Origin of the sequence: Vibrio spartinae (assembly GCF_024347135.1) — a bacterium.
GTDB classification, from domain to species: Bacteria; Pseudomonadota; Gammaproteobacteria; order Enterobacterales; family Vibrionaceae; genus Vibrio; species Vibrio spartinae.
Genome location: NZ_AP024907.1, coordinates 3,163,147 through 3,186,042, shown reverse-complemented (window position 1 = coordinate 3,186,042; position 22,896 = coordinate 3,163,147). Strand labels below are relative to the sequence as shown.

Here is a 22,896-nt window from a genome sequence, read left to right as displayed (position 1 = left end):
TTCGATAAAAGCCCCGGTTCCGGGGCTATATCTATTTTGAATTGGAGGGGTTGCATGTCTGTATCTCGACACTCGCGGCTGGCTATCGTGACTCGTTTTTATCAACAGGTGCTGACATTGACGCATTCTGAGTTTTCTCCGCTGTTGGCCGATGGTCTCTGTATTACATCAAGGGAGCCGGTTTGCTGGGTTTATCCGGATGGTCAGCGTGTTGCGATGAGTAACTTTGCCAGCCAGCAAAACCTGATGCGTGGGCTGACAGCCATCAGTATTGTGACCGGGGATGACGCTTTTCTGCGACAGGCACAAGCCACGACGGCTTATTTTCTGGATCACCATGTTGATCATGACAGTGGCTTATTTCACTGGGGCGGACATCTGTTTGTTGCTCTCAATTCAGATCATCCGGAAGGGCCGGAGAGTAAAGCCCGAGTGCATGAGTTGAAGCATCATTTCCCTTATTACGATCTGCTTCATCAAATTCGGCCCGAGGTAACGAAGCATTACCTGAAAGGATTTTGGGCTGCCCATGTGACCGATTGGCAAAAACTGGATCTCACCCGACACGGTGAGTATGGCCAACCATTTCCCGAGAATATTTTTCAACAGCACGCTCCTGAGCCCGTGGTGGATCCGCATCAATGGCCACGCTTGCCGGAAACCATCGGTTTGACATTTGTGAATGCGTCAACCGATTTGATCTATGCGGCTGTTCATTACTATCGCTATACCGGTGATCAAGATGCTTTAAACTGGGCGAAGCATTTATATCATCAGTTTGTTTTGGCTCGTCATCCAGAGACCGGGATGCCGGTTTATCAGTTTTCTTCTCCGCAGCAGCGTGAACCCGTCCCGGACGATGATCGTTTAACTTACTCTTGGTTTGGGGATCGGGCGGCCCGTCAGTTTGGTCCTGAGTTTGGTGCGATTGCCCGTGAAGCTAATGTCCTGTTTCGGGATTGTTGGCCGTTGATCATGGATAACCCACTGGCAATGATGGCTTGTGCCGAGCAAGTCGGTGATCGGCAGTGGCTTGAATGGGTTTGTGACGGATTAAAAGCTTATTTTCGCTATGCTTGGGATGAACACGATAATCAAATGATCCCGATGTGGAATAGCGGACAGGATATGACTGGGTATACATTTGTCCGGGATGGTTACTATGGTGATAAAGGCACCATATTGTCGCGTCAGCCCGCAGATCCGGCTTATTTATTTCCGTTGGTGAAAGCAGCATTGTTGACGGGTGATCCTGAGTTATATCAACTGGTGAGCCGTATGTTTGCGCGGTTCAATTTAGGAGCGCTTGATCCGGTCACGCTGGTTCCCACCCATCTGACTCAAACAACGACATGTGCATCGGCTTATCTGATTTTTGCGCTGTTAGAGCTGAATCAACATCATCCTGTCCCTGAGGTATTACATTTGGCTGATTTAGTCGCGGAAAATTTACTGGCACGACACTATCATGCGGGAAGTGGATTGTTTACTGCACATTCTCAACAGAAAAATGCGCGACTCGATGACCCGATTCCCTATGCTTTAGTGGCGATAGAAGCGGCATATCAACAGTGCTATGCGCAGCTCCCACCGTTGTTGTCCACTGGTGGCTATTTACATGGAGAGCAACGTATTGCCGGAGAGATCAAAGTCGTGTACGACCGAGATGTTATCTACGAGCAGCCTTATCCTGAGATGGCGATGTCAACGGGACCTACTGAGTGAGCGAAACCTCTTTCTCGGTGACAATTTCGGCTTCCGGCAGACGCTGTTGGTTACGTAAACGGCACTGGGTGTTATTTCAACGTGTTATTTCAACATGATATTTGGCCATTCGCTTGGCCGATTTTTATTGAACTGACTTGTGTTGTCATGGTGAGCATCATCAGTACGATTCTGGTCAGCCGACTTGGTCCGGAAGAGACTGCTGCGGTGGCATTGCCGATAGTCGTACTTGGATTGTTGTCTATTTCTACCGCATGGTGACTTGAGGTTGGTTGACCGTCTATCGGAGAAAAAGACTATCCTAGTCCCTCGTTTGCCATAGAAAGTTTCTTATCGAAGGATATCGGATAAACATAGAAAAAACTCTCGCCCAAAAACACCTGATTGATTCACAGCGGTGTGATTTCTGCGAGAGCCCTCATATCGATAACCGTTTGGTTGAACGGTTCATTTAGCGACTATTTGTTGAATCGCTGCCGGTTTAGCGGATGATGTTAGCCACTTCTTTGACGAGTGCAGCCAGTTCATCCCATTTTTCTTCATTAATCAGCGCATTAGGTACCATCCATGTGCCACCACAAGCCAGTACGCTAGGGATGCCCAGATAATCTTTAATATTCTGAGGATTAATGCCTCCCGTTGGCATAAAACGCACCGGATAGACGGCGGACATCGCTTTGAGCATCGCGGTACCACCGGATGGTTCGGCAGGGAAGAACTTCAGTGTCTTCAGTCCCATTTCCATTGCCTGTTCAACCAGACTGGGGTTGTTGATTCCCGGGATAATCGCGATTTGTTTCTGCTGGCAATATTTCACGGTTGTCGGGTTCAATCCCGGACTGACGATAAAATCGGCACCCGCATTCATTGCAGCGTCAACCTGAGTGGGAGTGAGTACCGTTCCCGCCCCGATTAATATCTCTGGATATGCTTCGCGCATACTGGCTATCGCCTGTGCTGCTTGTGCTGTCCTGAACGTGACTTCAGCGCAAGGCAGACCATTCTCAATGAGAACCTGTGCCAGCTTGACTGCCTTTTGTGCATCATCTAGCGCGATTACCGGAATGACACCAATGGTTTCTAACTGTTGTTCGAGTGTTTTCATCTTGTTTCCTCATTATCCGATACTGAATATTCGAGCAATTCTGTTTACCTTGTTTCCATATCAACTGACGTCTCAATCTCAGGCATATTTTGTTTGGGAATAATGGCACCACGATGTTGAATGACGAATCCGGCAAGCTGGTGGGCTGATTGAGCCGATGATTCGCAAGATTTACCCAGAAGTCGAGCGGCGAGATATCCGGCACTGAAAGAGTCACCGGCCGCGGTTGTATCAACAATTTGTGTGACGGGCGCTGGTGCGACTGACCATTGGGCCGTTTCATTCACCACAAGGCAGGCTTCTCCCCCTTGTTTAATGATGATTTCTTTGACGCCGAGGCCGCGCGTGCGCGCCAGTGTTTGGGAAACTTGCGTATCGCCCCAAAGTGCGATTTCATCATCAAAGGTCAGAAATGCAAAATCGGTAATAGATAAGACTTGGGTATACCAATGTTGGGCATCTTCTGCATTCTCCCACAGAGTCGGCCGATAATTATTATCAAACGCAATAGAAATGCCATCCTGATGACAGAGGCGCAATGATTCAAGTAATATTTCACGACAGTCTGCGGGTAGAATTGCTAGACTAATCCCACTTAAGTAAATTAAACCATACTGTGCTAATCGAGCGGCAAGCTCGGTTGGGGTCTGCTGTCGTAACCAGTATTTTGCTGCTGAGTCATTACGCCAATAGTAAAAGCTGCGCTCACCATCTGCGGCGGTTTCGATGGCATAAATACCGGGTAACTTGTCAGGTGAAATTGTAACCATACTCGTGTCAACGCCTTCTTGCTGCCACGCGTTGAGCATATCTTGACTGAATGGATCTCTTCCCAATCCTGTGACATAAGCTGTGGTGAGCCCTCGCGAGTGAGTTAATCTTGACAGATAGATTGCGGTGTTGAGCGTATCCCCGCCAAACCCTTGTTTGACTTGATCATTGGCTCGCTGCAATTCAACCATACATTCACCAATAATGGCGACCTGAGTTATTGGCAACATAAAAGCTCCTGAGAATAACAACCGAGTAAAAAAGTTATTCTATTTATAATTAATAAAAAATAAAATAACGTTTCATTTTTATGTGATTAAGATCTTGGTTATTGATTGTTTGGCATGAAACATCATCCAAACTCACTCGTCATGATTGCGGGAACCTGGACACAGAAAAGTCAGCCCATGACAGGCTGACAAACAACGGATTCTTAATCTTGAGTTGGCAGGTAGAACAATCAGTGGAAACTACTTCAGCAAGTCACGCACGTATGCGGCAATGTTTGGTTTCTTGCAATTGTCGAAGAAACATTCCTGAAAGCGGGGTCCTGACACAGCCGTTTTGACCAGTTCTTGATCTATCGCTTTTAATGTATCGAGATAGTTATCTTTGACAACCGCAGATTTGACTTGATTGAGGATCCCGGCATTTTGTTTTTGTGGCACGGCACGGTCCAGTGGGTAACCTTGTCCACGTTCGCCAGTGGTGAATGCTTTTTCAAAAATATAGCGGATATTGAGCTCTGCTCCCCAGCCATAACCTTTAGCAAAGGCGAGTGAGAGGGCGTTACCGTTGTTGATCTGATTGAACAAAAATGCATCGGACGGTTCTAGGCAGTACCCACATACAACACCCGGGTGAATGTTGAGTGACATCATCGCACCTTGCCCCGTGCCACATCCGGCCACGACAAAATCTACGGCTTCTGAATTCAGAAGCAGGCTTGCCATGATGCCGAGATGAATGTAGGTGAGGTGGTGATCATTTTCATCACTCATACCCACGTTGTAGACTGAGTCGCCTTGTGGTGTGACGACTTGGGTCAGCTCATTCAGTACCACAGCGTTTTTAGCCGCTTGACTGTTTTCCATCATTAACGCGATTTTCATGTTTATGCTCCTGCGGTCGAATACCGCAATATAAATTTATGATTTGAGGAAATCTTGCCGCATCGGTGTGAAATTATCGAGTAACACACCGGGTTCGAGACAGGTACACCCGTGCATAACATTGGGCTCTTTATAAAGAACGTCCCCAGTTTTGACGATCTTTGTTTCATCACCAATCGTAAATTCAAATTCACCGGACAATACATAAGTAAGTTGTTCGTGAGGGTGGTTATGCATCGGACCAACAGCACCTTTTTCAAAATGAACTTCGACGCTCATAATGTTATCGCTGTAGGCGAGGATTTTTCGTGATACGCCACTTCCAAGATCTTCCAGCGCAACGTCTTGATTATAAATGAACATGTTTTCCCTCTTTAAATTTGACGGAAGGACCATCAATCGGAAATCTACTTCGATTCCCGATGCGGTGGGTTTTTTACCCATTCCCCGAATTAACGAGCGAGCCAGCCACCGTCAACGGCAATCGTATAACCATTGATATAGTCTGATGCTGGTGATGCCAGAAATACACACGGTCCGGCTAAATCTTCAGGAAGTCCCCAACGTGCCGCCGGGATCCGTTCAACAATTTCTTGATTACGCGATTCATCAGCCCGGAGAGCTGCCGTGTTATTGGTCGCCATATAACCGGGTGCAATCGCGTTGACATTAACCTGATGTTGCGCCCATTCATTGGCCATGAGGCGCGTAATGCCCATCACACCACTTTTTGATGCAGTATACGAAGGAACACGAATACCACCTTGGAAAGAAAGCATTGAAGCGATGTTGATGATTTTGCCACCGGTACCTTGTGCAATGAACTGTTTGGCCGCCGCTTGAGACATAAAGAACACTGACTTCACATTGATGTCCATGACATCATCCCAGTCTTGCTCTGAAAATTCGATCGCATCATTGCGGCGGATAATACCCGCATTGTTAACTAAAATATCAATGTGACCAAGTTCAGTGATGGCTTGATCAATAATGTTAGGAATATCGTCCAGCGTCATTAAGTTCGCTTGAATCGCAACGAATTTTCGGCCGAGTGCTTGAACCTTTTCAATTGTTTCTGTGGGGTGAGCAATGTTGACTCCGACAATATCACAGCCAGCACTTGCTAAACCTAATGCCATTCCCTGACCTAATCCTGTGTCACATCCAGTGACAATTGCAACCTTTCCTTGCAGGTTAAATGAATCGAGAATCATATTCTGCTTCCTCCAGTGGTAACATGCAGCGCGAATGAATCATGTTCGTTCACGGTTTGTATGATTTACCCTACACAAAAAAAATAAATCTGGCAATTTTTTTGAAACAGTTTTTCATAAAATATGATTCACGTATTTATTTTGCTGGTGAGCAGCTCTGGTTCTAAAATTTTGAAATGGCTTTTTTAAATTACTGGCTCTCTGAATTCTCTTCGCTATAATGAGAAAAAGCCAAACTTGTAGGAATAGATTATTCATGCAGAAATCTACCCAGCCAGAAGCCGTTTCTTCGGTATTGAAAGTATTTAGTATTCTTCAGGCATTAGGCGAACAAAAAGAAATCGGCGTGTCTGAGTTATCTCAACGTTTAATGATGTCTAAAGCGACGACTTACCGCTTTTTGCAGACCATGAAGTCTCTAGGATATATCTCTCAGGAAGGCGAAGCTGATAAATATTCTCTGACCCTGAAATTGTTTGAACTCGGCGCAAAATCACTCGAGTATGTTGATCTCGTTTCTCTTGCTGATAAAGAAATGCACTGTATCTCGGAAAAAACTAATGAAGCGGTGCATTTGGGCGCTTTGGATGATGGTGCAATTATCTATATCCATAAGATTGATTCTGGGTACAACTTAAGAATGCAGTCTCGTATCGGGCGACGTAATCCACTTTACAGTACCGCGATAGGTAAAGTTTTACTGTCTGAGCGAGATGAGTCTTTTGTTCGTCAGGTTCTCGAGTCTGTTGAATTTGTGAAGCATACCGATAGAACATTAGAGAATGTTGATCAGCTATTAGCAGAGTTGGCGTATGTCAGAGAACGACATTTTGCCGAAGATAATGAAGAGCAAGAATCCGGTTTGCGTTGCCTTGCTGCACCGGTGTATGACCGCTTTGGGAATATTATTGCCGGTTTGTCGATCTCGTTTCCAACGATTCGTTTCGATGAAAAACGGATGTCTTATTATGTCGGGTTGCTACATCAGGCCGGCAAAAATATTTCTGAGCAACTTGGGTATCATCAATATCCAGTCTAGCCCTTCAATGATCGGATTTATTTGTCAATGGCAGCAAAGGCTGCCATTTTTTATTGGGGACAGTCATCGTGAATATGGCTTGCCGGAGACAAATTTTGTCGGTGAGTCGGTTTCAGGGTAACTGCTTTTATCTGGTTGGGTGAGCGCTTAGGATGATCGAATTGAGACCGCCTGAGCAATTGCAATACGGAGGGAACATGAATGGAATTACATGAAACGTTAAGCCAACGTATCGGCGAATTACTTCTTGAATGTGGCGATGTTCTGGTGACGGCTGAATCCTGTACCGGTGGCGGCATTGCAACTGCCATTACAGAGATTGCCGGGAGCTCAGCTTGGTTTGATCGTGCGTTTGTCACATACACTAATGAAGCCAAACAGCAAATGTTGGGTGTCCGGCAGGAAACGTTGTCAGAGTGGGGGGCAGTCAGTGAGCAGACGGTTTTAGAAATGGCGTCGGGGGCTTTATTACATTCTCAGGCATCGCTGGCAGTCTCTGTGAGTGGCGTTGCCGGGCCCAGTGGCGGTAGCGTTGAGAAACCGGTGGGAACGGTTTGTTTTGCTTGGAAAACACGCTCGGGATGGAATAAGGTTGAAACTGTACATTTTTCAGGAAGTCGCACGCAAGTTCGTTCACAAGCGGTTTACCATGCTTTGCAGACGATTCATGATTATCTGCTACATGAACGAGCGCCACAGTCATGAAATAACCACCGTTTGAGCTGCTTGTCTCTGCTATTAAGGGCATTGATAATGGCATTGAATGAACGACATGCCGTATCAAGACATGACCTGAAAGTGATATGATCCCAAGGATTCAAACCTGTCAGGAAAATTCATCGACAGGTCTGGACACTGTATGAATTTACAGTATAATCATTCAACATATTTCGGGGAAACAACCCATAGACTTAATACTTGAAAGTGACTGTCTGGAGAACGTAATGGACGAGAACAAACAAAAAGCACTGGCCGCGGCACTGGGACAAATTGAAAAGCAGTTTGGTAAAGGGTCAATCATGCGTCTTGGTGATAACCGTGCCATGGATGTTGAAACGATCTCTACAGGGTCTCTTTCGCTGGATATTGCTTTAGGTGCCGGTGGTTTGCCGATGGGCCGGATCGTTGAAATCTACGGTCCTGAATCTTCAGGGAAGACCACTTTGACTCTGGAAGTGATCGCTGCTGCACAACGTGTCGGTAAAACCTGTGCATTTATCGATGCTGAACATGCGTTGGATCCTGTTTATGCGAAAAAACTTGGGGTTGATATTGATGCATTGCTCGTTTCTCAACCAGATACCGGTGAACAAGCGTTGGAAATCTGCGATGCATTGGCGCGCTCTGGTGCGATTGATGTCATGGTTATTGACTCGGTTGCGGCACTGACGCCAAAAGCCGAGATTGAAGGTGAGATGGGTGATAGCCATATGGGGCTACAGGCGCGGATGTTATCTCAGGCGATGCGTAAGCTGACCGGAAACCTGAAGCAATCGAACTGTATGTGTATTTTTATCAACCAAATCCGAATGAAAATTGGGGTGATGTTTGGTAACCCTGAAACAACAACCGGTGGTAATGCCTTAAAATTCTACGCCTCTGTTCGTCTTGATATTCGTCGTACTGGCTCAATAAAAGAAGGCGATGAGGTGGTTGGTAATGAAACCCGCATTAAAGTTGTGAAAAACAAAATTGCTGCACCATTTAAAGAAGCAAATACACAAATTATGTATGGTCAAGGGTTTAACCGTGAAGGGGAACTGGTTGATCTGGGTGTCAAGCATAAGCTGGTTGAAAAAGCCGGTGCTTGGTACAGCTATAACGGGGATAAAATCGGTCAGGGTAAAGCGAATGCATGTAAGTACATGCGTGAAAATCCTGAAGTTGCCAAGGCCATCGATCATAAAGTTCGTGAAATGTTGCTGAGCAAAGCCACGCTTCCTGAAGATGGGAATGAAGGGGGTGAGCAAGCTCTTCCACAAGAAGAAGATTAATCCGCAACGCGATCCGATGTTGAAACAGCCCTGCAGATGCGGGGCTTTTTTTAAGGAAATTCCGGATGAGTAGAGAACATTCAAGAACATGTCTGGAAACGGCTATTCAGCTATTGAGTCGCCGGGATCACGGTCGAATCGAGTTATACCATAAGTTGATGACGAAAGGCTTTGACGACAATGAAGTTGCTCAGGCTGTTCAGGCCTGTGAACAGAACGGCTACTTGGATGATGTTCGCTATACACAAGGTATGATTCGGCATCATATTGCCAAAGGTCACGGTGAACAGAGAATTTATCAATCGCTGAAGCAAAAGCGAGTTGATGAGTCAATTATCGCTGAGCAGTTGGCTGAGTTAGATATTGATTGGTTTGAATTAGCAACATCAACAGCGGAAAGAAAGTTTGGCATCAGTACCGGAGAGCCTGTGAAAGATCCCAAGGTGTATGCGAAACAAGTCCGTTTTTTGCAGTATCGAGGGTTTAATTTTGAACAGATTCAATATGCATTGAATCCTCACCTGAATGAGTACACCTAACCACAGATCATCGACTGCTATGTTTAAGCCCCCGTCCAGATTCATGTCGCTGACCCATCTTTTTATTGACGCGTTATAGATTGCGCTCTCTATTCAATCGCATGAAGTCGATGTTCGACCTTATTTATCCATATTTACACTTCAAAACAAAACTAGGCGAACACTTATCCATGCTTTACAATAGGTCGCAAAATTTTAGTTGAATCTTTGAATATTTCAGGAATAGCGCATGTACATGAGCACTGACGAGGTTCGCCAGGCGTTCCTCTCGTTCTTTGAGACAAAAGGACATCAAATCGTAGACAGTTCATCTTTGGTCCCTGCCAATGATCCAACACTGCTATTCACGAATGCGGGGATGAACCAGTTTAAAGACTGTTTTCTTGGATTAGAAAAGCGTGACTATACCCGTGCTGTCACCGCGCAACGCTGTGTTCGGGCGGGTGGAAAGCATAATGATCTGGAAAATGTCGGCTTTACTGCACGACACCATACATTTTTTGAAATGCTGGGTAACTTCAGTTTCGGTGATTATTTTAAGCAAGACGCAATCCAGTATGCGTGGGAGTTTCTGACTGAAATCCTTCAGTTGCCTCAGGAGCGTTTGCTTGTCACCGTTTATCAGACTGATGATGAAGCGTTCGATATCTGGCACAAGCAGATTGGTCTTCCTGCTGATCGGATCATCCGCATTGGCGATAAAGAGGGTGGCAAGCCTTACGAGTCGGATAACTTCTGGCAAATGGGCGATACCGGCCCGTGTGGTCCGTGTTCTGAAATTTTTTATGACCATGGTGACCATATCTGGGGTGGTCCTCCGGGATCACCTGAAGAAGACGGTGACCGATTCATTGAAATCTGGAATAACGTTTTCATGCAGTACAACCGTCATGCTGATGGCACGATGGAACCGCTGCCAAAACCATCTGTCGATACAGGAATGGGGATTGAGCGTATTTCTGCCATCATGCAAAGTGTGCACTCCAATTATGAAATCGACGTATTCCAGACTCTGATTAAAGATGCTGCACAAGTGATTGGGTGTGATGATCTTTCAGATCAGTCACTTCGCGTGGTTGCGGATCATATTCGTTCTTGTTCGTTCTTAGTTGTTGATGGGGTGGTGCCATCTAACGAAGGGCGTGGTTATGTTCTACGACGCATTATTCGTCGTGCTGTCCGTCATGGTAATAAACTGGGTGCTCAGGGCGTATTCTTTCATAAATTGGTTGGTCCATTGGCTGAGATCATGGGCAGTGCCGGTAAAGAATTGAAAAAACAGCAAGCTGTGGTTGAAAAAGTGCTCCGTATCGAAGAAGAAAACTTCGGGCGAACACTAGAACGCGGCATGTCTATTCTGAATGACGCGCTGGAAAATCTGGATGGAAAAGTTCTCGACGGAGAGACGGTCTTCAAACTTTATGACACCTATGGTTTTCCTGCAGATTTGACTAATGATGTTGTGCGTGAACATGGTCTCAGTATTGATGAAGCCGGATTTGAACAGGCGATGGAAGCACAACGTCAACGTGCTCGCGAAGCCGGACAGTTTGGCACGGATTACAACACCATGATTAAAGTTGACGCTTCAAGCCATTTCTGTGGTTATGAAGGCACGGAAGGACAAGGCAAAATTGTTGCGATGTTTGTTCATGGCGAACCGGTTGAGACACTTTCATCTGGTGATCACGCAATGCTGGTATTGGATGAAACGCCATTTTATGCGGAATCGGGCGGTCAGTGTGGCGATGCCGGTGTTATCCGTACCGATAGCGGTGTGTTTCAGGTTGTCGACACTCAGAAACAGGGCAGTGCCATCATTCATTATGGCTCACTGGTTGAAGGCGTTCTGACCCAAGGTGAAACAGCTGATGCTCAGGTTGATGCCAAAAGGAGATCGGCCACATCACTGAACCATTCTGCGACACATTTGTTGCACGAAGCATTGCGCCGCATTTTGGGTGAGCATGTGACTCAGAAAGGTTCATTGGTTCGGGCGGAAAGCCTGAGATTTGACTTCTTTCACATGGAGGCCATGACGGCTGAAGAGCTGAAAGAAGTTGAGCGGATGGTTAACCAGCATATTCGGACGAACCATACGGTTGAAACGAATATCATGGGGCTCGATGAAGCGAAAGCACAAGGCGCGATGGCTTTATTCGGCGAAAAGTACGATACCAAAGTTCGCGTATTGTCGATGGGTGACTTTTCGACCGAGCTGTGTGGTGGTGTCCATGCGAGCAGTACCGGTGATATCGGGTTGTTTAAAATTGTCTCTGAAAGTGGTATCGCTGCGGGTGTTCGTCGGATTGAAGCGGTCACTGGTGAATCTGCGCTGGATATGATTGATGAGCAGCAAGCCACTTATGAAGATAAACTGGCGGAAGCCGCGCAGAAAGCCAGACAGTTGGAAAAAGAAATCCAGCAGATAAAAGATAAACTGGCATCTCAGGCCAGTTCAAATCTGCTCCAGCAAGTGAAAGAAATGGCTGGCGTTAAAGTCTTGGTGGCTCAATTACAAGGTGCCGACAATAAAGCACTTCGCGGTATGGTTGATGAGTTGAAAAATCAACTGGGTAGCGGGGTGATTTTGTTGGGCAATGTGAATGATGACAAAGTCGGCCTCATTGCCGGGGTAACGAAAGATTTGACGGGGCAGGTGAAAGCCGGTGAGCTTGTCAATCTGGTTGCTCAGCAAGTTGGTGGCAAGGGCGGTGGTCGTCCGGATATGGCTCAGGCTGGCGGTAGCGATGTAAATGCACTGCCTCAAGCTTTGGCATCGGCTGAAGCATGGATTGAGTCCCAGTTGTAATCTGAGTTACATCTATCTTTAGATTGATTCAAAATAATTATTTATCCTTGACCAAGTGGTTTAATTAGCCTCTGTAAACTAAGCTGATAAGCCACTTGGTTTTGTTTTTAGCACATTTTTACGGTGATGTTCTTGAATACTGAGATGACATCGCTATGGACCGAATAAGGCCCAAACTGATTGTCTGGGTTGATTTCTGAGTGAGACTCTGTCTTAGGAAGGTGACGACTGGTGAAAACTCCCCTTATAGTTCAAAAATTTGGTGGGACATCGATGGGTTCGATTGAAAGAATCCATATGGTAGCAAAACATGTAATTGATGCGAAAGAACGAGGTCAGCAGGTGGTCGTCGTGGTGTCGGCGATGTCTGGTGAGACCAATCGGTTATTAGATTTAGCCCATCAGGTTGATCGGGTTCCAAATGCTAGGGAACTGGATGTGATTTTATCCGCTGGAGAGCAAGTATCGATGTCTCTTCTGGCAATGACGCTGCATAAAATGGGGTATGCAGCGCGTTCATTCACAGGTTCCCAGCTTGGTATTATGACGACAAATCAGCACAATGATGCGACGATTCTACAAGCTGATACAGTGAAAATTCAGCAGTTATTGAATGAAGATACAATCGTGATTGTTGCTGGTTTTCAGGGCGTGAATGAGAAAGGTGATATCACGACACTGGGGCGGGGCGGTTCTGATACGACTGCGGTGACGCTTGCCGGAATGCTGGCAGCAGATGAATGTCAGATCTTTACCGATGTTGATGGCATTTATAGCACGGACCCCAGAATTGTCGACAATGCCCGAAAACTCGATGTTATCGATTTCCCGTCAATGGAAGAGATGTCCCGGAAAGGCGCAAAAGTGCTCCATTTGCCGTGTGTCCAATATGCGTGGCAATATCAGGTTCCGTTGAGGGTTTTATCGACATTTGAACAAAATGAGGGGACGCTCATTCATGGGGAAAGTTCACCATATGATGTGTGTGGTATCGCGGTCCAAAAAGAGATGGTCAAGCTGAGTTTTGAACCTCATCATATTGATTCCATTCTGAAACAGTGTCATTTGTTAGGAATTGATGTATGGAATGTGATCGGGGAGGCAGAATTTACAGCTTTACTGATTAAACCGGATGCTAGTGCTAAGTTGGGACTGGTGTTTGAAGATAAAATCCGTAATAGTAAGCCAGTTAGCTTACTGACGATTGTCGGCAAGAAAGCGAATGATTTGATTGATTCAACATATCAGTTGCTTTGTTCTGCCAGTATTCTGATAGATAGTGGTTATTCTGATAGCTTATCTCATAGTTTGGTGATCGCGCCTGAACAAATAGATAGTGCAGCAAATGTCATCCATGAAGCTTATGTCATTTCCGGTTCATTTGTTGATCATGAGCCCAAACAGCGTTTTATGGGCTGATTTTGTATGAGATAATTTACCCCCTGTAGGGTTTTTAATAGATAATAATGTAGTTAAGGCAAAACAGAGATAACTCAAGGAGCCAAAGAATGCTAATTTTGACTCGCCGTGTAGGCGAAACGCTCATGATAGGTGATGAAGTCACAGTAACTGTACTCGGTGTGAAAGGCAACCAAGTGAGAATTGGTGTCAATGCTCCCAAAGAGGTATCTGTTCACCGTGAAGAAATATACATGCGCATTCAAGCAGAAAAGGGGGGGAATAGCAGCTCAGGTACACCGAGCTATTAACCCCTCGATGAAGGGCTGGCAATCATTTTTGTCAGCCTTTTTTATGCAAACCAGATCGTGATAACTCTTCTGTCTTCCTACTTTTTTATCATGTTGATGATTCGAGTCACAAATCGATAGATTGGTAACTTAAGGCGAGCAGTGTCTCGTCTGGCGATAAAAGAATCAATTTATTTCACATTGATTAAATACCCAACGCTTAATGCGCTTTTTACCATTTTTTCCAAGAAAATGTTTGACATATTTTTGGTAAATCGTAATATGTGCCTCCGCAAGACGGTGAGGTGGCCGAGAGGCTGAAGGCGCTCCCCTGCTAAGGGAGTATACGGTTTATAGCCGTATCGAGGGTTCGAATCCCTCCCTCACCGCCATGTCTTGCTTGATACATGAAGTATTGCGCGCTCGTAGCTCAGCTGGATAGAGTACCTGGCTACGAACCAGGCGGTCGAAGGTTCGAATCCTTCCGAGCGCGCCACTTTGTGATTGTGTTGTGGTGAGGTGGCCGAGAGGCTGAAGGCGCTCCCCTGCTAAGGGAGTATACGGTTTGTAGCCGTATCGAGGGTTCGAATCCCTCCCTCACCGCCATAAGCACGAATTATTCGTGAATATGGAACACAGCAGTAAATATTGAAGTATTGCGCGCTCGTAGCTCAGCTGGATAGAGTACCTGGCTACGAACCAGGCGGTCGAAGGTTCGAATCCTTCCGAGCGCGCCACTTTAATGTTGACGGCAATATCAGTAAATTGATTTAACAGTGCGCTCGTAGCTCAGCTGGATAGAGTACCTGGCTACGAACCAGGCGGTCGAAGGTTCGAATCCTTCCGAGCGCGCCATTACTTCAATTTTTTGATCAATGATGCATTTCATCAGCGCGCTCGTAGCTCAGCTGGATAGAGTACCTGGCTACGAACCAGGCGGTCGAAGGTTCGAATCCTTCCGAGCGCGCCATTTCCTTATTTTTCTTCCTCTCTGTTTTTCGATTATTCTTTTATTTTTTGATAGCTTACTCACAGTATTGCTGCCTTGATTTATTCCTTTTCTTATCTTTATCCCAGCATTTGCATAAACTTTATTCGATACTGTTTGCATTGAATTTTTGATGTGATATACGGGATCTCGACCATATGTATGGTGAAATGAGATCTATCAGGATTTGAGAGAAACCCGTTTTAAGTTTGTTGATACGGATATTTAACAAATGCCCGACTCAGGGAATCGATGAAAAGGAAATAGAATGAGTCATATAGGAAGCTTATTATCAGAAGCTGCTACCCTAATGATGACAGGAATGCTGGTTGTCTTCGCGTTTCTGACGATTATGGTCTATCTAGTCAGTCTGATGTCCAAGATTGTTCCTCAAGAGACACCACCACTACCGCCTAACGTCAGTCAGTCTCCACAGACGCTTACCCATTCAACGGATGTTAGCCCTCAGGTTGTTGCTGCTATTTCAGCCGCTGTACACCAATATCGCTCATCAGCCAAACATAAATAGTATAATAGGAGTGTTGTATGTCTAAACCATTGGCACTTACTGATGTCGTTCTCCGTGATGCGCATCAGTCTTTGTTTGCGACGCGGATGCGTATTGAAGATATGTTACCTATCGCTTCAGCGCTTGATCAGGTTGGTTATTGGTCTTTAGAAACTTGGGGAGGTGCAACGTTCGATTCTTGTATTCGCTTTCTGGGAGAAGATCCATGGGAGCGGCTCAGAACGTTGAAGCAAGCGATGCCGAAAACCCCGATGCAGATGCTGTTGCGTGGTCAGAATTTATTGGGATATCGTCATTACGGAGATGATGTCGTTGAAAAGTTCGTGGCACGTGCACATCGAAATGGGATGGATGTCTTTCGAATCTTTGATGCGATGAACGATGTGCGTAACTTCAAGAAAGCGGTTCAATCGACAATTGATGTCGGCGCTCATGCGCAAGGTACGCTTTCTTACACCACAAGCCCTGTTCATAATATCGATATGTGGGTTGATTTGGCGAAGCGTCTGGAAGATCTTGGCTGTCACTCTTTGTGTATCAAAGACATGTCAGGATTGTTGAAACCTTATGAAGCTGAAACGTTAATCCGTAGAATTAAGCAGGCCTGTGATGTGCCGTTAGCATTGCATTGCCATGCGACCACGGGGTTATCGACAGCAACAGCAATTAAAGCTGTTGAAGCGGGAGTCGATATTTTAGATACAGCGATTTCATCGATGAGTCAGACATATGGACACACACCGACGGAAACGGTTGTTGCCATGTTAGAGAAAAGTGAGCGGGATACCGGGCTTTCTCTGGATCAGTTAGAACCCATTGCTGCTTATTTTCGTGATGTTCGTAAGAAATATGCGAAATGGGAAGGACAGCTTAAAGGGGTCGATTCTCGTATTCTGATCGCTCAGGTACCCGGTGGCATGCTAACCAATATGGAAGGTCAGCTAAAGGATCAAGGTGCGGCCGATCGTATTGATGAAGTTTTGGCTGAAATTCCGAAAGTTCGTCATGATCTTGGTTATATCCCACTGGTGACACCAACATCACAAATCGTCGGGACTCAGGCTGTGATTAACGTGCTGATGGGTGAGCGTTATAAGAGTATTACCAAAGAAACCGGCGGGGTTTTGAAAGGGGAGTATGGCGCTGCACCGGCTCCTGTCAATGCTGAACTTCAGGCGCGAGTACTCGACGGTCAGCAGCCAATTACTTGTCGCCCGGCGGACTTGATTGAGCCTGAAATGGCGAGACTCACCGATGAGCTGACTGAGAAAGCAAAAGCGGAAGGTATCAACTTGGCTGAGTCAGTTGTTGATGATGTGCTGACGTATGCTCTTTTCCCGCAGGTTGGACTCAAGTTCCTCAAAAATAGAAATAACCCTGACGCGTTCGAACCTCTACCTACCGTTGAAGATGCGACAGCAGTTAAAGCTGCGCCTGGAGCTGGCTCTGATGGTACTGTCTCCAACAACACTGTTTCTGACAATAAAGGTGTCGAATCTTATAGTGTGAAAGTCGATGGTCAAGTCTATGCGGTTGAAGTTGGTCCGCAAGGGCAGTTAACGTCTGTGGCATCCGCCTCGAATGCGGCAGCACAACCGACCGAGACGGTCTCGAAAGGCGAGGCTGAGGTGATTGCTGCGCCTTTGGCGGGAACGATTTTTAAAGTGAATGCTTTGCCCGGTCACCCCGTGAATGAAGGCGATGTGCTGATTGTATTAGAAGCGATGAAAATGGAAACAGAGGTTCGCGCTGCTAAAAATGGCACTGTGCAGGACGTTCTGGTGAAAGAAGGTGACTCGGTGCATGTCGGTTCACCGCTATTCAGTTTGGCATAAGGGTGACTCATGGACGGATTACTAACCTTATGGACGGAGACTGGTATTGCAAATTTTGAATTTGGTCAGATTTGCATGATTCTTGTCGGATGTCTGTTGCTATTTTTAGCGGTTGCCAAAGGGTTTGAACCCTTACTGCTATTACCGATTGGCTTTGGCGCCATTTTAGCCAATATTCCCAACGCTGGTTTTACCGAGCCGGGCGGATTACTTTATTATATCTATCATGTCGGTATTGAGTCTGGTGTATTTCCGCTGTTGATCTTTATGGGGGTCGGCGCTATGACTGATTTTGGGGCGTTGATTGCGAACCCGAAGACGTTATGGCTGGGGGCCGCAGCCCAATTGGGGATTTTTGCCACTTTGATTGGGGCGATTTTGCTCAATTTGGTTCCGGGGATGGAATTCTCCATGGCGGATGCTTCGTCAATCGCAATTATTGGTGGGGCTGATGGGCCGACAGCGATATTTCTGGCGAGTCGTTTATCGCCTGATTTATTAGGGGCGATTGCCGTTGCAGCATATAGCTATATGGCGTTAGTACCAATTATTCAGCCACCAATCATGAAAGCGCTGACAACACCGGCAGAGCGGCAAATACAAATGGCACAATTGCGCTATGTTGGCAGGCTAGAGAAAATTTTCTTCCCGATGCTGGTGTTATTGATGACGATCCTCTTGTTGCCATCAGCCACGCCTTTAGTTGGCATGTTTTGTCTCGGCAATCTTATGCGGGAAGTTGGGGTTGTCGAGCGTTTATCGAAAACCGCTCAGAATGAGCTGATTAATATTGTGACCATATTCCTTGGATTAGGGGTCGGCTCTAAATTACAGTCCGATAAATTCTTAAATCTTGAAACATTAGGTATTCTGGCATTGGGTGCGGTGGCATTTAGTATCGGGACTGCCGGTGGCGTATTGATGGCTAAGTTATTGAATAAGCTGTCTAAAGAAAGTATTAATCCGCTGATTGGTGCGGCGGGTGTCTCCGCTGTACCGATGGCCGCTCGGGTGGTGAATAAGGTCGGATTGCAGGCAAACCCGCAGAATTTTCTACTGATGCACGCAATGGGCCCCAATGTGGCTGGCGTTTTAGGATCTGCGGTTGCTGCGGGGATTCTTTTAGCGCTAGTCGGTTAATTTTTCTGCAAATTTACCGTCAGTTGTTCACGATACAGGGTAAAATGATATATATTCAAAGGAATACCCTAGGGTGTTCCTTTGATTTTTACATCGATATGAATAGGTAAAGGAAGTTTGGATATGGATAACAAGCAAATTGCGATAACCCAGTTTGGTGACGAAGACGTATTGGTGATTCAATCCAATTCGATACCAGAACCCGAAGCCGGAGAAGTTTTGGTCAAAGTTGCTTTTGCTGGTATCAATCCAATCGATGTAAAAACCCGATCCGGTTTGGGGTGGGCTGCCGATCAGAATAAAGATCAACTGCCATGGGTGCCCGGTTATGATATTTCCGGGACCGTGATTCGATGTGGTCAAGATGCTGAACGGTTTCAGGTGAGTGATTTTGTCGCTGGCTTTATTGGTTTTCCCTTGAAAGGCGGTGGCTACAGTCAGTACGTCTGTGTACCTGAAAGTGAATTAAGCTATGTGCCACCTTCGGTCACGCTGGAAGCCGCTGCGGTATTGCCATTGGCGGGCCAGACGGCGGTTCAGGCATTAAATAAAGCACAGGTGAAAGAAGGCGAGCGAGTTTTGATTCTTGCCGGAGCTGGCGGGGTCGGGCATTTAGCTGTCCAGATAGCCGTGGCTGCCAAAGCGGAAGTTTACACCACTTGTAGTGAAGAGAATCTTGATTATCTGGCAACGCTGGGTGCGCACGCAATTAATTATAACTTTGCACCAGTATCTGAACGACTGGAAGATGTTGATGTATTGATCGATCTGGTCGGCGGGCAGGTTGCATTGGATGCCTTGAAATGTCTAAGAGATCAGGCAACCGTTGTTACAGTACCGACGGTGACGGCTGAGATGATTTGTGAAAAAGCCAAGTTACTCGGCTTTAATGCGATGGGAATGCTGGTCGATCCGGAGCCGGAACAACTTGATACCATGCTCTATATGGTCGGGGTCGGCTTACTGAAAACAGAAATTCAGCATATTTATCCGCTGCATGAGGTGCAAGAAGCGCATCGCCAAGTTGCAACCGGTCATACCCGAGGCAAAATTTTGCTTGATATGCAATGTTAGAATTCTTGGAAGCATTTATTTCAGGATTCGGATTTTCTTTGCAGGAATCAGCGCTTTGGGTGCTATTTATGGGCGGATTCCTGAGTGCTACCATTCTACCGGGCGGTTCTGAAGCTGCTTTAATTGCGACCCTCAATCTTCATCAATATCCGACTTTCACGATTATTGCGATCGCTACTTTGGGCAATACGCTTGGTGGTATGGTTAATTATGGCATCGGTATATGGCTTCCGAACAGAACTCAAGAGAATAAACGTGGTCAGAAGTCTTTAGCTTGGTTAAGACAATATGGCTACTGGGCTTTGTTATTTAGTTGGTTACCTGTGATTGGTGATGCAATGTGTATTGCCGCTGGCTGGCTTCGAATGCGTTTTCTTCCTTCTATGTTTTTGATCCTGATTGGTAAAGCGATTCGATATGCCATATTGGCAGCGTTATTTTATGGTTTGTTTTAAGGAGATAAGATGAGAAAGCTATTGCTGTGCCTTCTCTGTCTGGCTGTTCTTTCCGGTTGTTCTTCCGCTCGTGATTCTGATGCTCTTCCTCAAGGTGTTACTTTGGTTGATCAGCAATTGCCTCAACCCGGTAAAGTACAAATTCCGTATTCTAAATATAAATTAGCCAATGGCCTGACGGTTATTTTGTCTCCGGATCACTCTGATCCATTAGTGCATGTCGATGTCACTTATCATGTCGGTTCAGCCAGAGAGTCTCAGGGAAGAACTGGGTTTGCTCATTTTTTTGAACATATGATGTTTCAAGGCTCAAAGCATGTGAAGGATCAACAGCATTTTAAGTTGATTACCGAAGCGGGTGGCTCTTTGAATGGATCTACAAATCAGGACCGCACTAATTATTATGAAACGGTGCCGGCTAACCAGCTTGAAAAAGTGCTTTGGCTTGAGTCTGACCGGATGGGCTTTTTGTTGGACGCGGTCTCTCAACGAAAATTCGAAATTCAGCGCGATACGGTTAAAAACGAGCGGGCTCAGAATTATGATAATCGTCCCTATGGCTTGATGTGGGAAAAAATGGGGGAAGCAATGTTTCCTCAGGATCATCCCTATTCATGGCAGACGATCGGATATGTTCAGGATTTGGATCATGTTGATGTCAATGATTTAAAAGCATTCTTTCTCCGTTGGTATGGCCCGAATAATGCTGTTTTGACGATTGGGGGGGATATCAATACTGAACGGACACTCGCTTGGGTCGAAAAGTATTTTGGTTCGATTCCTAAAGGACCAGAGGTGAAAGCGCCCCCAAAACGTCCAGTCACGTTGTCGAGTGACCGATATGTCACGATGGAAGATCGTATCCGGCAACCGATGGTTGTGATTGGATGGCCGGCGGAATATAAAGGGGCAAAAAGCCAAGCTTCACTTGATGTTCTGGCTCAGGTGCTTGGTGATGGGAATAATAGTTTACTTTATCAGTCACTGGTCAAAACTCAGCAAGCGTTAAGTGCCGGTGCTTTTCAGAAGTGTGGTGAGCTTGCCTGTACATTCTATGTTTATGCGATGGCAGCATCAGACAAGCAGCATGATTTGCAACAATTATCTCAGAAACTACTCAATATTGTCAGAAAGCTTGAAAAACAAGGCATTGCACAGGAACGACTGGATGAAATTAAAGGGATGGCAAAAGCCAATGCCGTTTTTGCCTTGGAAAGTGTTAAAGGTAAGGTTGCTCAGTTAGCCAGCAACCAAACATTCTACGGGCAACCGGATCGGTTGCAGCAGGAGCTGGATGATCTGGACATGGTTTCTTCTGTGTCGGTGCAGCATGTGTTGCGGCAATTTATTGTTCACCATCATAAAGTGACTTTAAGTGTGGTACCTCAAGGAAAAAATAATCTGGCGGTCAGACCTGAAAACTTTGTCGCACCAAAGCATATTAGTGCCGCCCCTCGTCATATTAATGATCAGGCTCTGGCACTTCGGACCGTTAGCGACTCTTTTGACCGCTCGGTGATTCCCTCTACATTGGGTCCTGTGACGTTGCACATGCCGAAGCTCTATAGCGCATATTATGAAAATGGTATTGCGCTGATGGGGACGGTCACGACAGAAACACCGACGGTCTTGGTGAGCATTAATTTACCGGCAGGAAATCGCTTTGTTCCTCAGGGAAAAGAGGGACTGGCTGAATTAACGGCTCTGCTATTATCGGAAGGTAGTCTGACTCACTCAGCGGAGCAAATACAATCTGAGCTGGATAAGCTCGGCTCCGTGATATCTGTTGATACTCAAACTTATACCACGCGTATTACCATATCGAGTTTGAGTAAGAATTTGGCCCGAACACTGGCAATTGTTGATGAGATGCTATTCCAGCCTAAGTTTGCCGTGTCAGACTTTAAGCGGATTCGAAACCAAATGATTCAAGGTGCGATTTATCAACATCAAAAGTTGAGCTGGCTTGCTTCACAAGCTACTCAGCAAGTGTTGTTCGGTGATTCGTTGTTTTCACGTATCAGTGAGGGAACGGAAACGTCGCTTGCTGCAATCACTTTAGATGACGTGAAGTCTTTTTATCGTCAGCACTATACCCCTCATGGTACTCAGATTGCTGTCGTTGGTGATATCTCCAAGCAAGAAGCGATTAAATCAGTTGCTTCTTTATCGGCATGGAAAGGCGATGATGCGCCTTTATTGGATCCCCAAATTGTTCCTGAGCTGCATGGGCAGAAAATCTATCTTGTTGACAAGCCCGGCGCTTTGCAAAGTATTGTTCGTTATGTCCGTCAGGGATTACCGTTTGATGCGACGGGGGAGCAATTCCTGACCCAATTGGCGAATTTTAATTTGGCTGGGAACTTTAACAGCCGAATGAATCAGAACCTGAGAGAGGACAAAGGTTATACCTATGGCGTGAGTAGCACGCTGGCGGGAAACCGGGAAATTGGTGTCATCGTCTATAGTGCCTCGGTTCGCAATGATGCAACAGTGAATGCGATTCGGGAAATGCAGCGTGAAATGAAACGTTACAGTCAATCGGGGATGACGCCGGAAGAGGTGCATTTTATGCGACTTGCTGTTGGGCAGCAGGATGCATTGTCTTATGAGACACCGTCACAGAAGTCTCAACTGCTCAATGGTATTATGGCCTATAGTTTGGACCATGATTATCTTCAGCAGAGAAATCAGATTGTTGCGACTGTCGATCGAGATGTATTGGATCAACTGGCAAAAAAATGGTTCAATCCGAAGGATTATCAGATTATTGTTGTGGGTGACATGAAGACCCTAAAACCGCAGTTAGAAAAGTTAAAAATCCCGATGGAAGATCTTGAAATCGTCCACTAGAGTACACATAAAGACTATACGAG

At 46.0% G+C, this 22,896-nt stretch carries 20 protein-coding genes and 6 tRNA genes; 21 read left to right on the top strand and 5 right to left on the bottom strand.

What is annotated here, in order from left to right; genetic code table 11:
* Positions 1 to 54 precede the first annotated feature (54 nt).
* A complete protein-coding gene (locus OCU60_RS14280; RefSeq protein ID WP_074371861.1) occupies positions 55 to 1,725 on the top strand; it encodes a pectate lyase in 1,671 nt (556 codons plus the stop codon).
* An 81-nt stretch (positions 1,726 to 1,806) separates the two neighbouring features.
* Positions 1,807 to 1,986 carry a hypothetical protein gene (locus OCU60_RS14275; RefSeq protein WP_074371860.1) on the top strand — a complete coding sequence of 60 codons (180 nt, stop codon included), beginning with the start codon at positions 1,807 to 1,809 and terminating at the stop codon, positions 1,984 to 1,986.
* A 220-nt stretch (positions 1,987 to 2,206) separates the two neighbouring features.
* On the opposite strand, the gene OCU60_RS14270 is transcribed toward OCU60_RS14275, so the two are convergent.
* From OCU60_RS14270 to kduD, 5 genes are all read right to left on the bottom strand, one after another.
* Positions 2,207 to 2,830, bottom strand: coding sequence for a bifunctional 4-hydroxy-2-oxoglutarate aldolase/2-dehydro-3-deoxy-phosphogluconate aldolase (locus OCU60_RS14270; RefSeq protein WP_074371859.1), 624 nt, complete (start codon positions 2,828 to 2,830; stop codon positions 2,207 to 2,209).
* A 44-nt stretch (positions 2,831 to 2,874) separates the two neighbouring features.
* Positions 2,875 to 3,831: a 2-dehydro-3-deoxygluconokinase gene (locus tag OCU60_RS14265; protein ID WP_095533262.1), complete on the bottom strand. Its 957-nt coding sequence runs from the start codon at positions 3,829 to 3,831 to the stop codon at positions 2,875 to 2,877.
* 240 nt (positions 3,832 to 4,071) lie between these two features.
* A complete protein-coding gene (locus tag OCU60_RS14260; RefSeq protein ID WP_074371858.1) occupies positions 4,072 to 4,713 on the bottom strand; it encodes an RpiB/LacA/LacB family sugar-phosphate isomerase in 642 nt (213 codons plus the stop codon).
* 36 nt (positions 4,714 to 4,749) lie between these two features.
* Positions 4,750 to 5,076 (bottom strand): cupin domain-containing protein, encoded by a 327-nt coding sequence (locus OCU60_RS14255; RefSeq protein ID WP_074371857.1) that lies wholly within the window; start codon positions 5,074 to 5,076, stop codon positions 4,750 to 4,752.
* Positions 5,077 to 5,165: 89 nt separating this feature from the next.
* Positions 5,166 to 5,927 carry a 2-dehydro-3-deoxy-D-gluconate 5-dehydrogenase KduD gene (kduD, locus tag OCU60_RS14250; protein ID WP_074371856.1) on the bottom strand — a complete coding sequence of 254 codons (762 nt, stop codon included), beginning with the start codon at positions 5,925 to 5,927 and terminating at the stop codon, positions 5,166 to 5,168.
* 256 nt (positions 5,928 to 6,183) lie between these two features.
* Between kduD and kdgR the strand changes: the two genes are divergently transcribed.
* From kdgR to OCU60_RS14155, 19 genes are all read left to right on the top strand, one after another.
* Positions 6,184 to 6,966, top strand: a complete 783-nt coding sequence (kdgR, locus tag OCU60_RS14245; protein ID WP_074371855.1) for a DNA-binding transcriptional regulator KdgR — start codon at positions 6,184 to 6,186, stop codon at positions 6,964 to 6,966.
* Positions 6,967 to 7,167: 201 nt separating this feature from the next.
* Positions 7,168 to 7,671 carry a nicotinamide-nucleotide amidase gene (gene pncC / locus OCU60_RS14240; protein WP_074371854.1) on the top strand — a complete coding sequence of 168 codons (504 nt, stop codon included), beginning with the start codon at positions 7,168 to 7,170 and terminating at the stop codon, positions 7,669 to 7,671.
* A 239-nt stretch (positions 7,672 to 7,910) separates the two neighbouring features.
* Positions 7,911 to 8,960 carry a recombinase RecA gene (gene recA, locus OCU60_RS14235; protein ID WP_074371853.1) on the top strand — a complete coding sequence of 350 codons (1,050 nt, stop codon included), beginning with the start codon at positions 7,911 to 7,913 and terminating at the stop codon, positions 8,958 to 8,960.
* A 65-nt stretch (positions 8,961 to 9,025) separates the two neighbouring features.
* Complete coding sequence (recX, locus tag OCU60_RS14230; RefSeq protein ID WP_074371852.1) at positions 9,026 to 9,499, top strand: recombination regulator RecX; 474 nt, start codon at positions 9,026 to 9,028, stop codon at positions 9,497 to 9,499.
* A gap of 229 nt (positions 9,500 to 9,728) precedes the next feature.
* On the top strand, positions 9,729 to 12,311 hold the full coding sequence (alaS, locus tag OCU60_RS14225; protein ID WP_074371851.1) for an alanine--tRNA ligase: 2,583 nt from the start codon (positions 9,729 to 9,731) through the stop codon (positions 12,309 to 12,311).
* Between the two features lie 231 nt (positions 12,312 to 12,542).
* Positions 12,543 to 13,730 carry an aspartate kinase gene (locus OCU60_RS14220; protein ID WP_074371850.1) on the top strand — a complete coding sequence of 396 codons (1,188 nt, stop codon included), beginning with the start codon at positions 12,543 to 12,545 and terminating at the stop codon, positions 13,728 to 13,730.
* A gap of 89 nt (positions 13,731 to 13,819) precedes the next feature.
* Complete coding sequence (gene csrA / locus OCU60_RS14215; RefSeq protein WP_072955909.1) at positions 13,820 to 14,020, top strand: carbon storage regulator CsrA; 201 nt, start codon at positions 13,820 to 13,822, stop codon at positions 14,018 to 14,020.
* Between the two features lie 278 nt (positions 14,021 to 14,298).
* A tRNA-Ser gene (locus tag OCU60_RS14210) sits at positions 14,299 to 14,391 on the top strand.
* Between the two features lie 27 nt (positions 14,392 to 14,418).
* Positions 14,419 to 14,495: transfer RNA gene (locus tag OCU60_RS14205), tRNA-Arg, on the top strand.
* Between the two features lie 17 nt (positions 14,496 to 14,512).
* A tRNA-Ser gene (locus OCU60_RS14200) sits at positions 14,513 to 14,605 on the top strand.
* 54 nt (positions 14,606 to 14,659) lie between these two features.
* Positions 14,660 to 14,736: transfer RNA gene (locus tag OCU60_RS14195), tRNA-Arg, on the top strand.
* Positions 14,737 to 14,777: 41 nt separating this feature from the next.
* Positions 14,778 to 14,854 (top strand) — tRNA-Arg (locus tag OCU60_RS14190).
* Positions 14,855 to 14,892: 38 nt separating this feature from the next.
* Positions 14,893 to 14,969 (top strand) — tRNA-Arg (locus OCU60_RS14185).
* Between the two features lie 286 nt (positions 14,970 to 15,255).
* The gene (locus OCU60_RS14180) at positions 15,256 to 15,516 is read left to right on the top strand and encodes an oxaloacetate decarboxylase subunit gamma (RefSeq protein ID WP_074371849.1); all 261 of its coding nucleotides are present in this window, start codon (positions 15,256 to 15,258) and stop codon (positions 15,514 to 15,516) included.
* A 17-nt stretch (positions 15,517 to 15,533) separates the two neighbouring features.
* Positions 15,534 to 17,351 (top strand): sodium-extruding oxaloacetate decarboxylase subunit alpha, encoded by a 1,818-nt coding sequence (oadA, locus tag OCU60_RS14175; protein ID WP_074371848.1) that lies wholly within the window; start codon positions 15,534 to 15,536, stop codon positions 17,349 to 17,351.
* A gap of 9 nt (positions 17,352 to 17,360) precedes the next feature.
* Positions 17,361 to 18,491 carry a sodium ion-translocating decarboxylase subunit beta gene (locus OCU60_RS14170; protein ID WP_074371847.1) on the top strand — a complete coding sequence of 377 codons (1,131 nt, stop codon included), beginning with the start codon at positions 17,361 to 17,363 and terminating at the stop codon, positions 18,489 to 18,491.
* A gap of 123 nt (positions 18,492 to 18,614) precedes the next feature.
* Positions 18,615 to 19,565, top strand: a complete 951-nt coding sequence (locus tag OCU60_RS14165; RefSeq protein WP_074371846.1) for an NADP-dependent oxidoreductase — start codon at positions 18,615 to 18,617, stop codon at positions 19,563 to 19,565.
* The gene (locus tag OCU60_RS14160) at positions 19,559 to 20,020 is read left to right on the top strand and encodes a YqaA family protein (RefSeq protein WP_074371845.1); all 462 of its coding nucleotides are present in this window, start codon (positions 19,559 to 19,561) and stop codon (positions 20,018 to 20,020) included. The genes OCU60_RS14165 and OCU60_RS14160 overlap by 7 nt, the downstream gene beginning before the upstream one ends.
* Before the next feature lie 9 nt (positions 20,021 to 20,029).
* The gene (locus OCU60_RS14155; protein ID WP_074371844.1) at positions 20,030 to 22,873 is read left to right on the top strand and encodes a M16 family metallopeptidase; all 2,844 of its coding nucleotides are present in this window, start codon (positions 20,030 to 20,032) and stop codon (positions 22,871 to 22,873) included.
* The last annotated feature ends 23 nt before the right edge of the window (positions 22,874 to 22,896 follow it).

What these genes read in the sequence shown, in the direction of transcription:
- OCU60_RS14280 (WP_074371861.1), top strand. Translation starts at nt 55, where the DNA reads ATGTCTGTATCTCGACACTCGCGGCTGGCTATCGTGACTCGTTTTTAT.
- OCU60_RS14270 (WP_074371859.1), bottom strand. Translation starts at nt 2,830, where the DNA reads ATGAAAACACTCGAACAACAGTTAGAAACCATTGGTGTCATTCCGGTA.
- OCU60_RS14265 (WP_095533262.1), bottom strand. Translation starts at nt 3,831, where the DNA reads ATGTTGCCAATAACTCAGGTCGCCATTATTGGTGAATGTATGGTTGAA.
- OCU60_RS14260 (WP_074371858.1), bottom strand. Translation starts at nt 4,713, where the DNA reads ATGAAAATCGCGTTAATGATGGAAAACAGTCAAGCGGCTAAAAACGCT.
- OCU60_RS14255 (WP_074371857.1), bottom strand. Translation starts at nt 5,076, where the DNA reads ATGTTCATTTATAATCAAGACGTTGCGCTGGAAGATCTTGGAAGTGGC.
- kduD (WP_074371856.1), bottom strand. Translation starts at nt 5,927, where the DNA reads ATGATTCTCGATTCATTTAACCTGCAAGGAAAGGTTGCAATTGTCACT.
- kdgR (WP_074371855.1), top strand. Translation starts at nt 6,184, where the DNA reads ATGCAGAAATCTACCCAGCCAGAAGCCGTTTCTTCGGTATTGAAAGTA.
- pncC (WP_074371854.1), top strand. Translation starts at nt 7,168, where the DNA reads ATGGAATTACATGAAACGTTAAGCCAACGTATCGGCGAATTACTTCTT.
- recA (WP_074371853.1), top strand. Translation starts at nt 7,911, where the DNA reads ATGGACGAGAACAAACAAAAAGCACTGGCCGCGGCACTGGGACAAATT.
- recX (WP_074371852.1), top strand. Translation starts at nt 9,026, where the DNA reads ATGAGTAGAGAACATTCAAGAACATGTCTGGAAACGGCTATTCAGCTA.
- alaS (WP_074371851.1), top strand. Translation starts at nt 9,729, where the DNA reads ATGTACATGAGCACTGACGAGGTTCGCCAGGCGTTCCTCTCGTTCTTT.
- csrA (WP_072955909.1), top strand. Translation starts at nt 13,820, where the DNA reads ATGCTAATTTTGACTCGCCGTGTAGGCGAAACGCTCATGATAGGTGAT.
- OCU60_RS14180 (WP_074371849.1), top strand. Translation starts at nt 15,256, where the DNA reads ATGAGTCATATAGGAAGCTTATTATCAGAAGCTGCTACCCTAATGATG.
- oadA (WP_074371848.1), top strand. Translation starts at nt 15,534, where the DNA reads ATGTCTAAACCATTGGCACTTACTGATGTCGTTCTCCGTGATGCGCAT.
- OCU60_RS14170 (WP_074371847.1), top strand. Translation starts at nt 17,361, where the DNA reads ATGGACGGATTACTAACCTTATGGACGGAGACTGGTATTGCAAATTTT.
- OCU60_RS14165 (WP_074371846.1), top strand. Translation starts at nt 18,615, where the DNA reads ATGGATAACAAGCAAATTGCGATAACCCAGTTTGGTGACGAAGACGTA.
- OCU60_RS14160 (WP_074371845.1), top strand. Translation starts at nt 19,559, where the DNA reads ATGTTAGAATTCTTGGAAGCATTTATTTCAGGATTCGGATTTTCTTTG.
- OCU60_RS14155 (WP_074371844.1), top strand. Translation starts at nt 20,030, where the DNA reads ATGAGAAAGCTATTGCTGTGCCTTCTCTGTCTGGCTGTTCTTTCCGGT.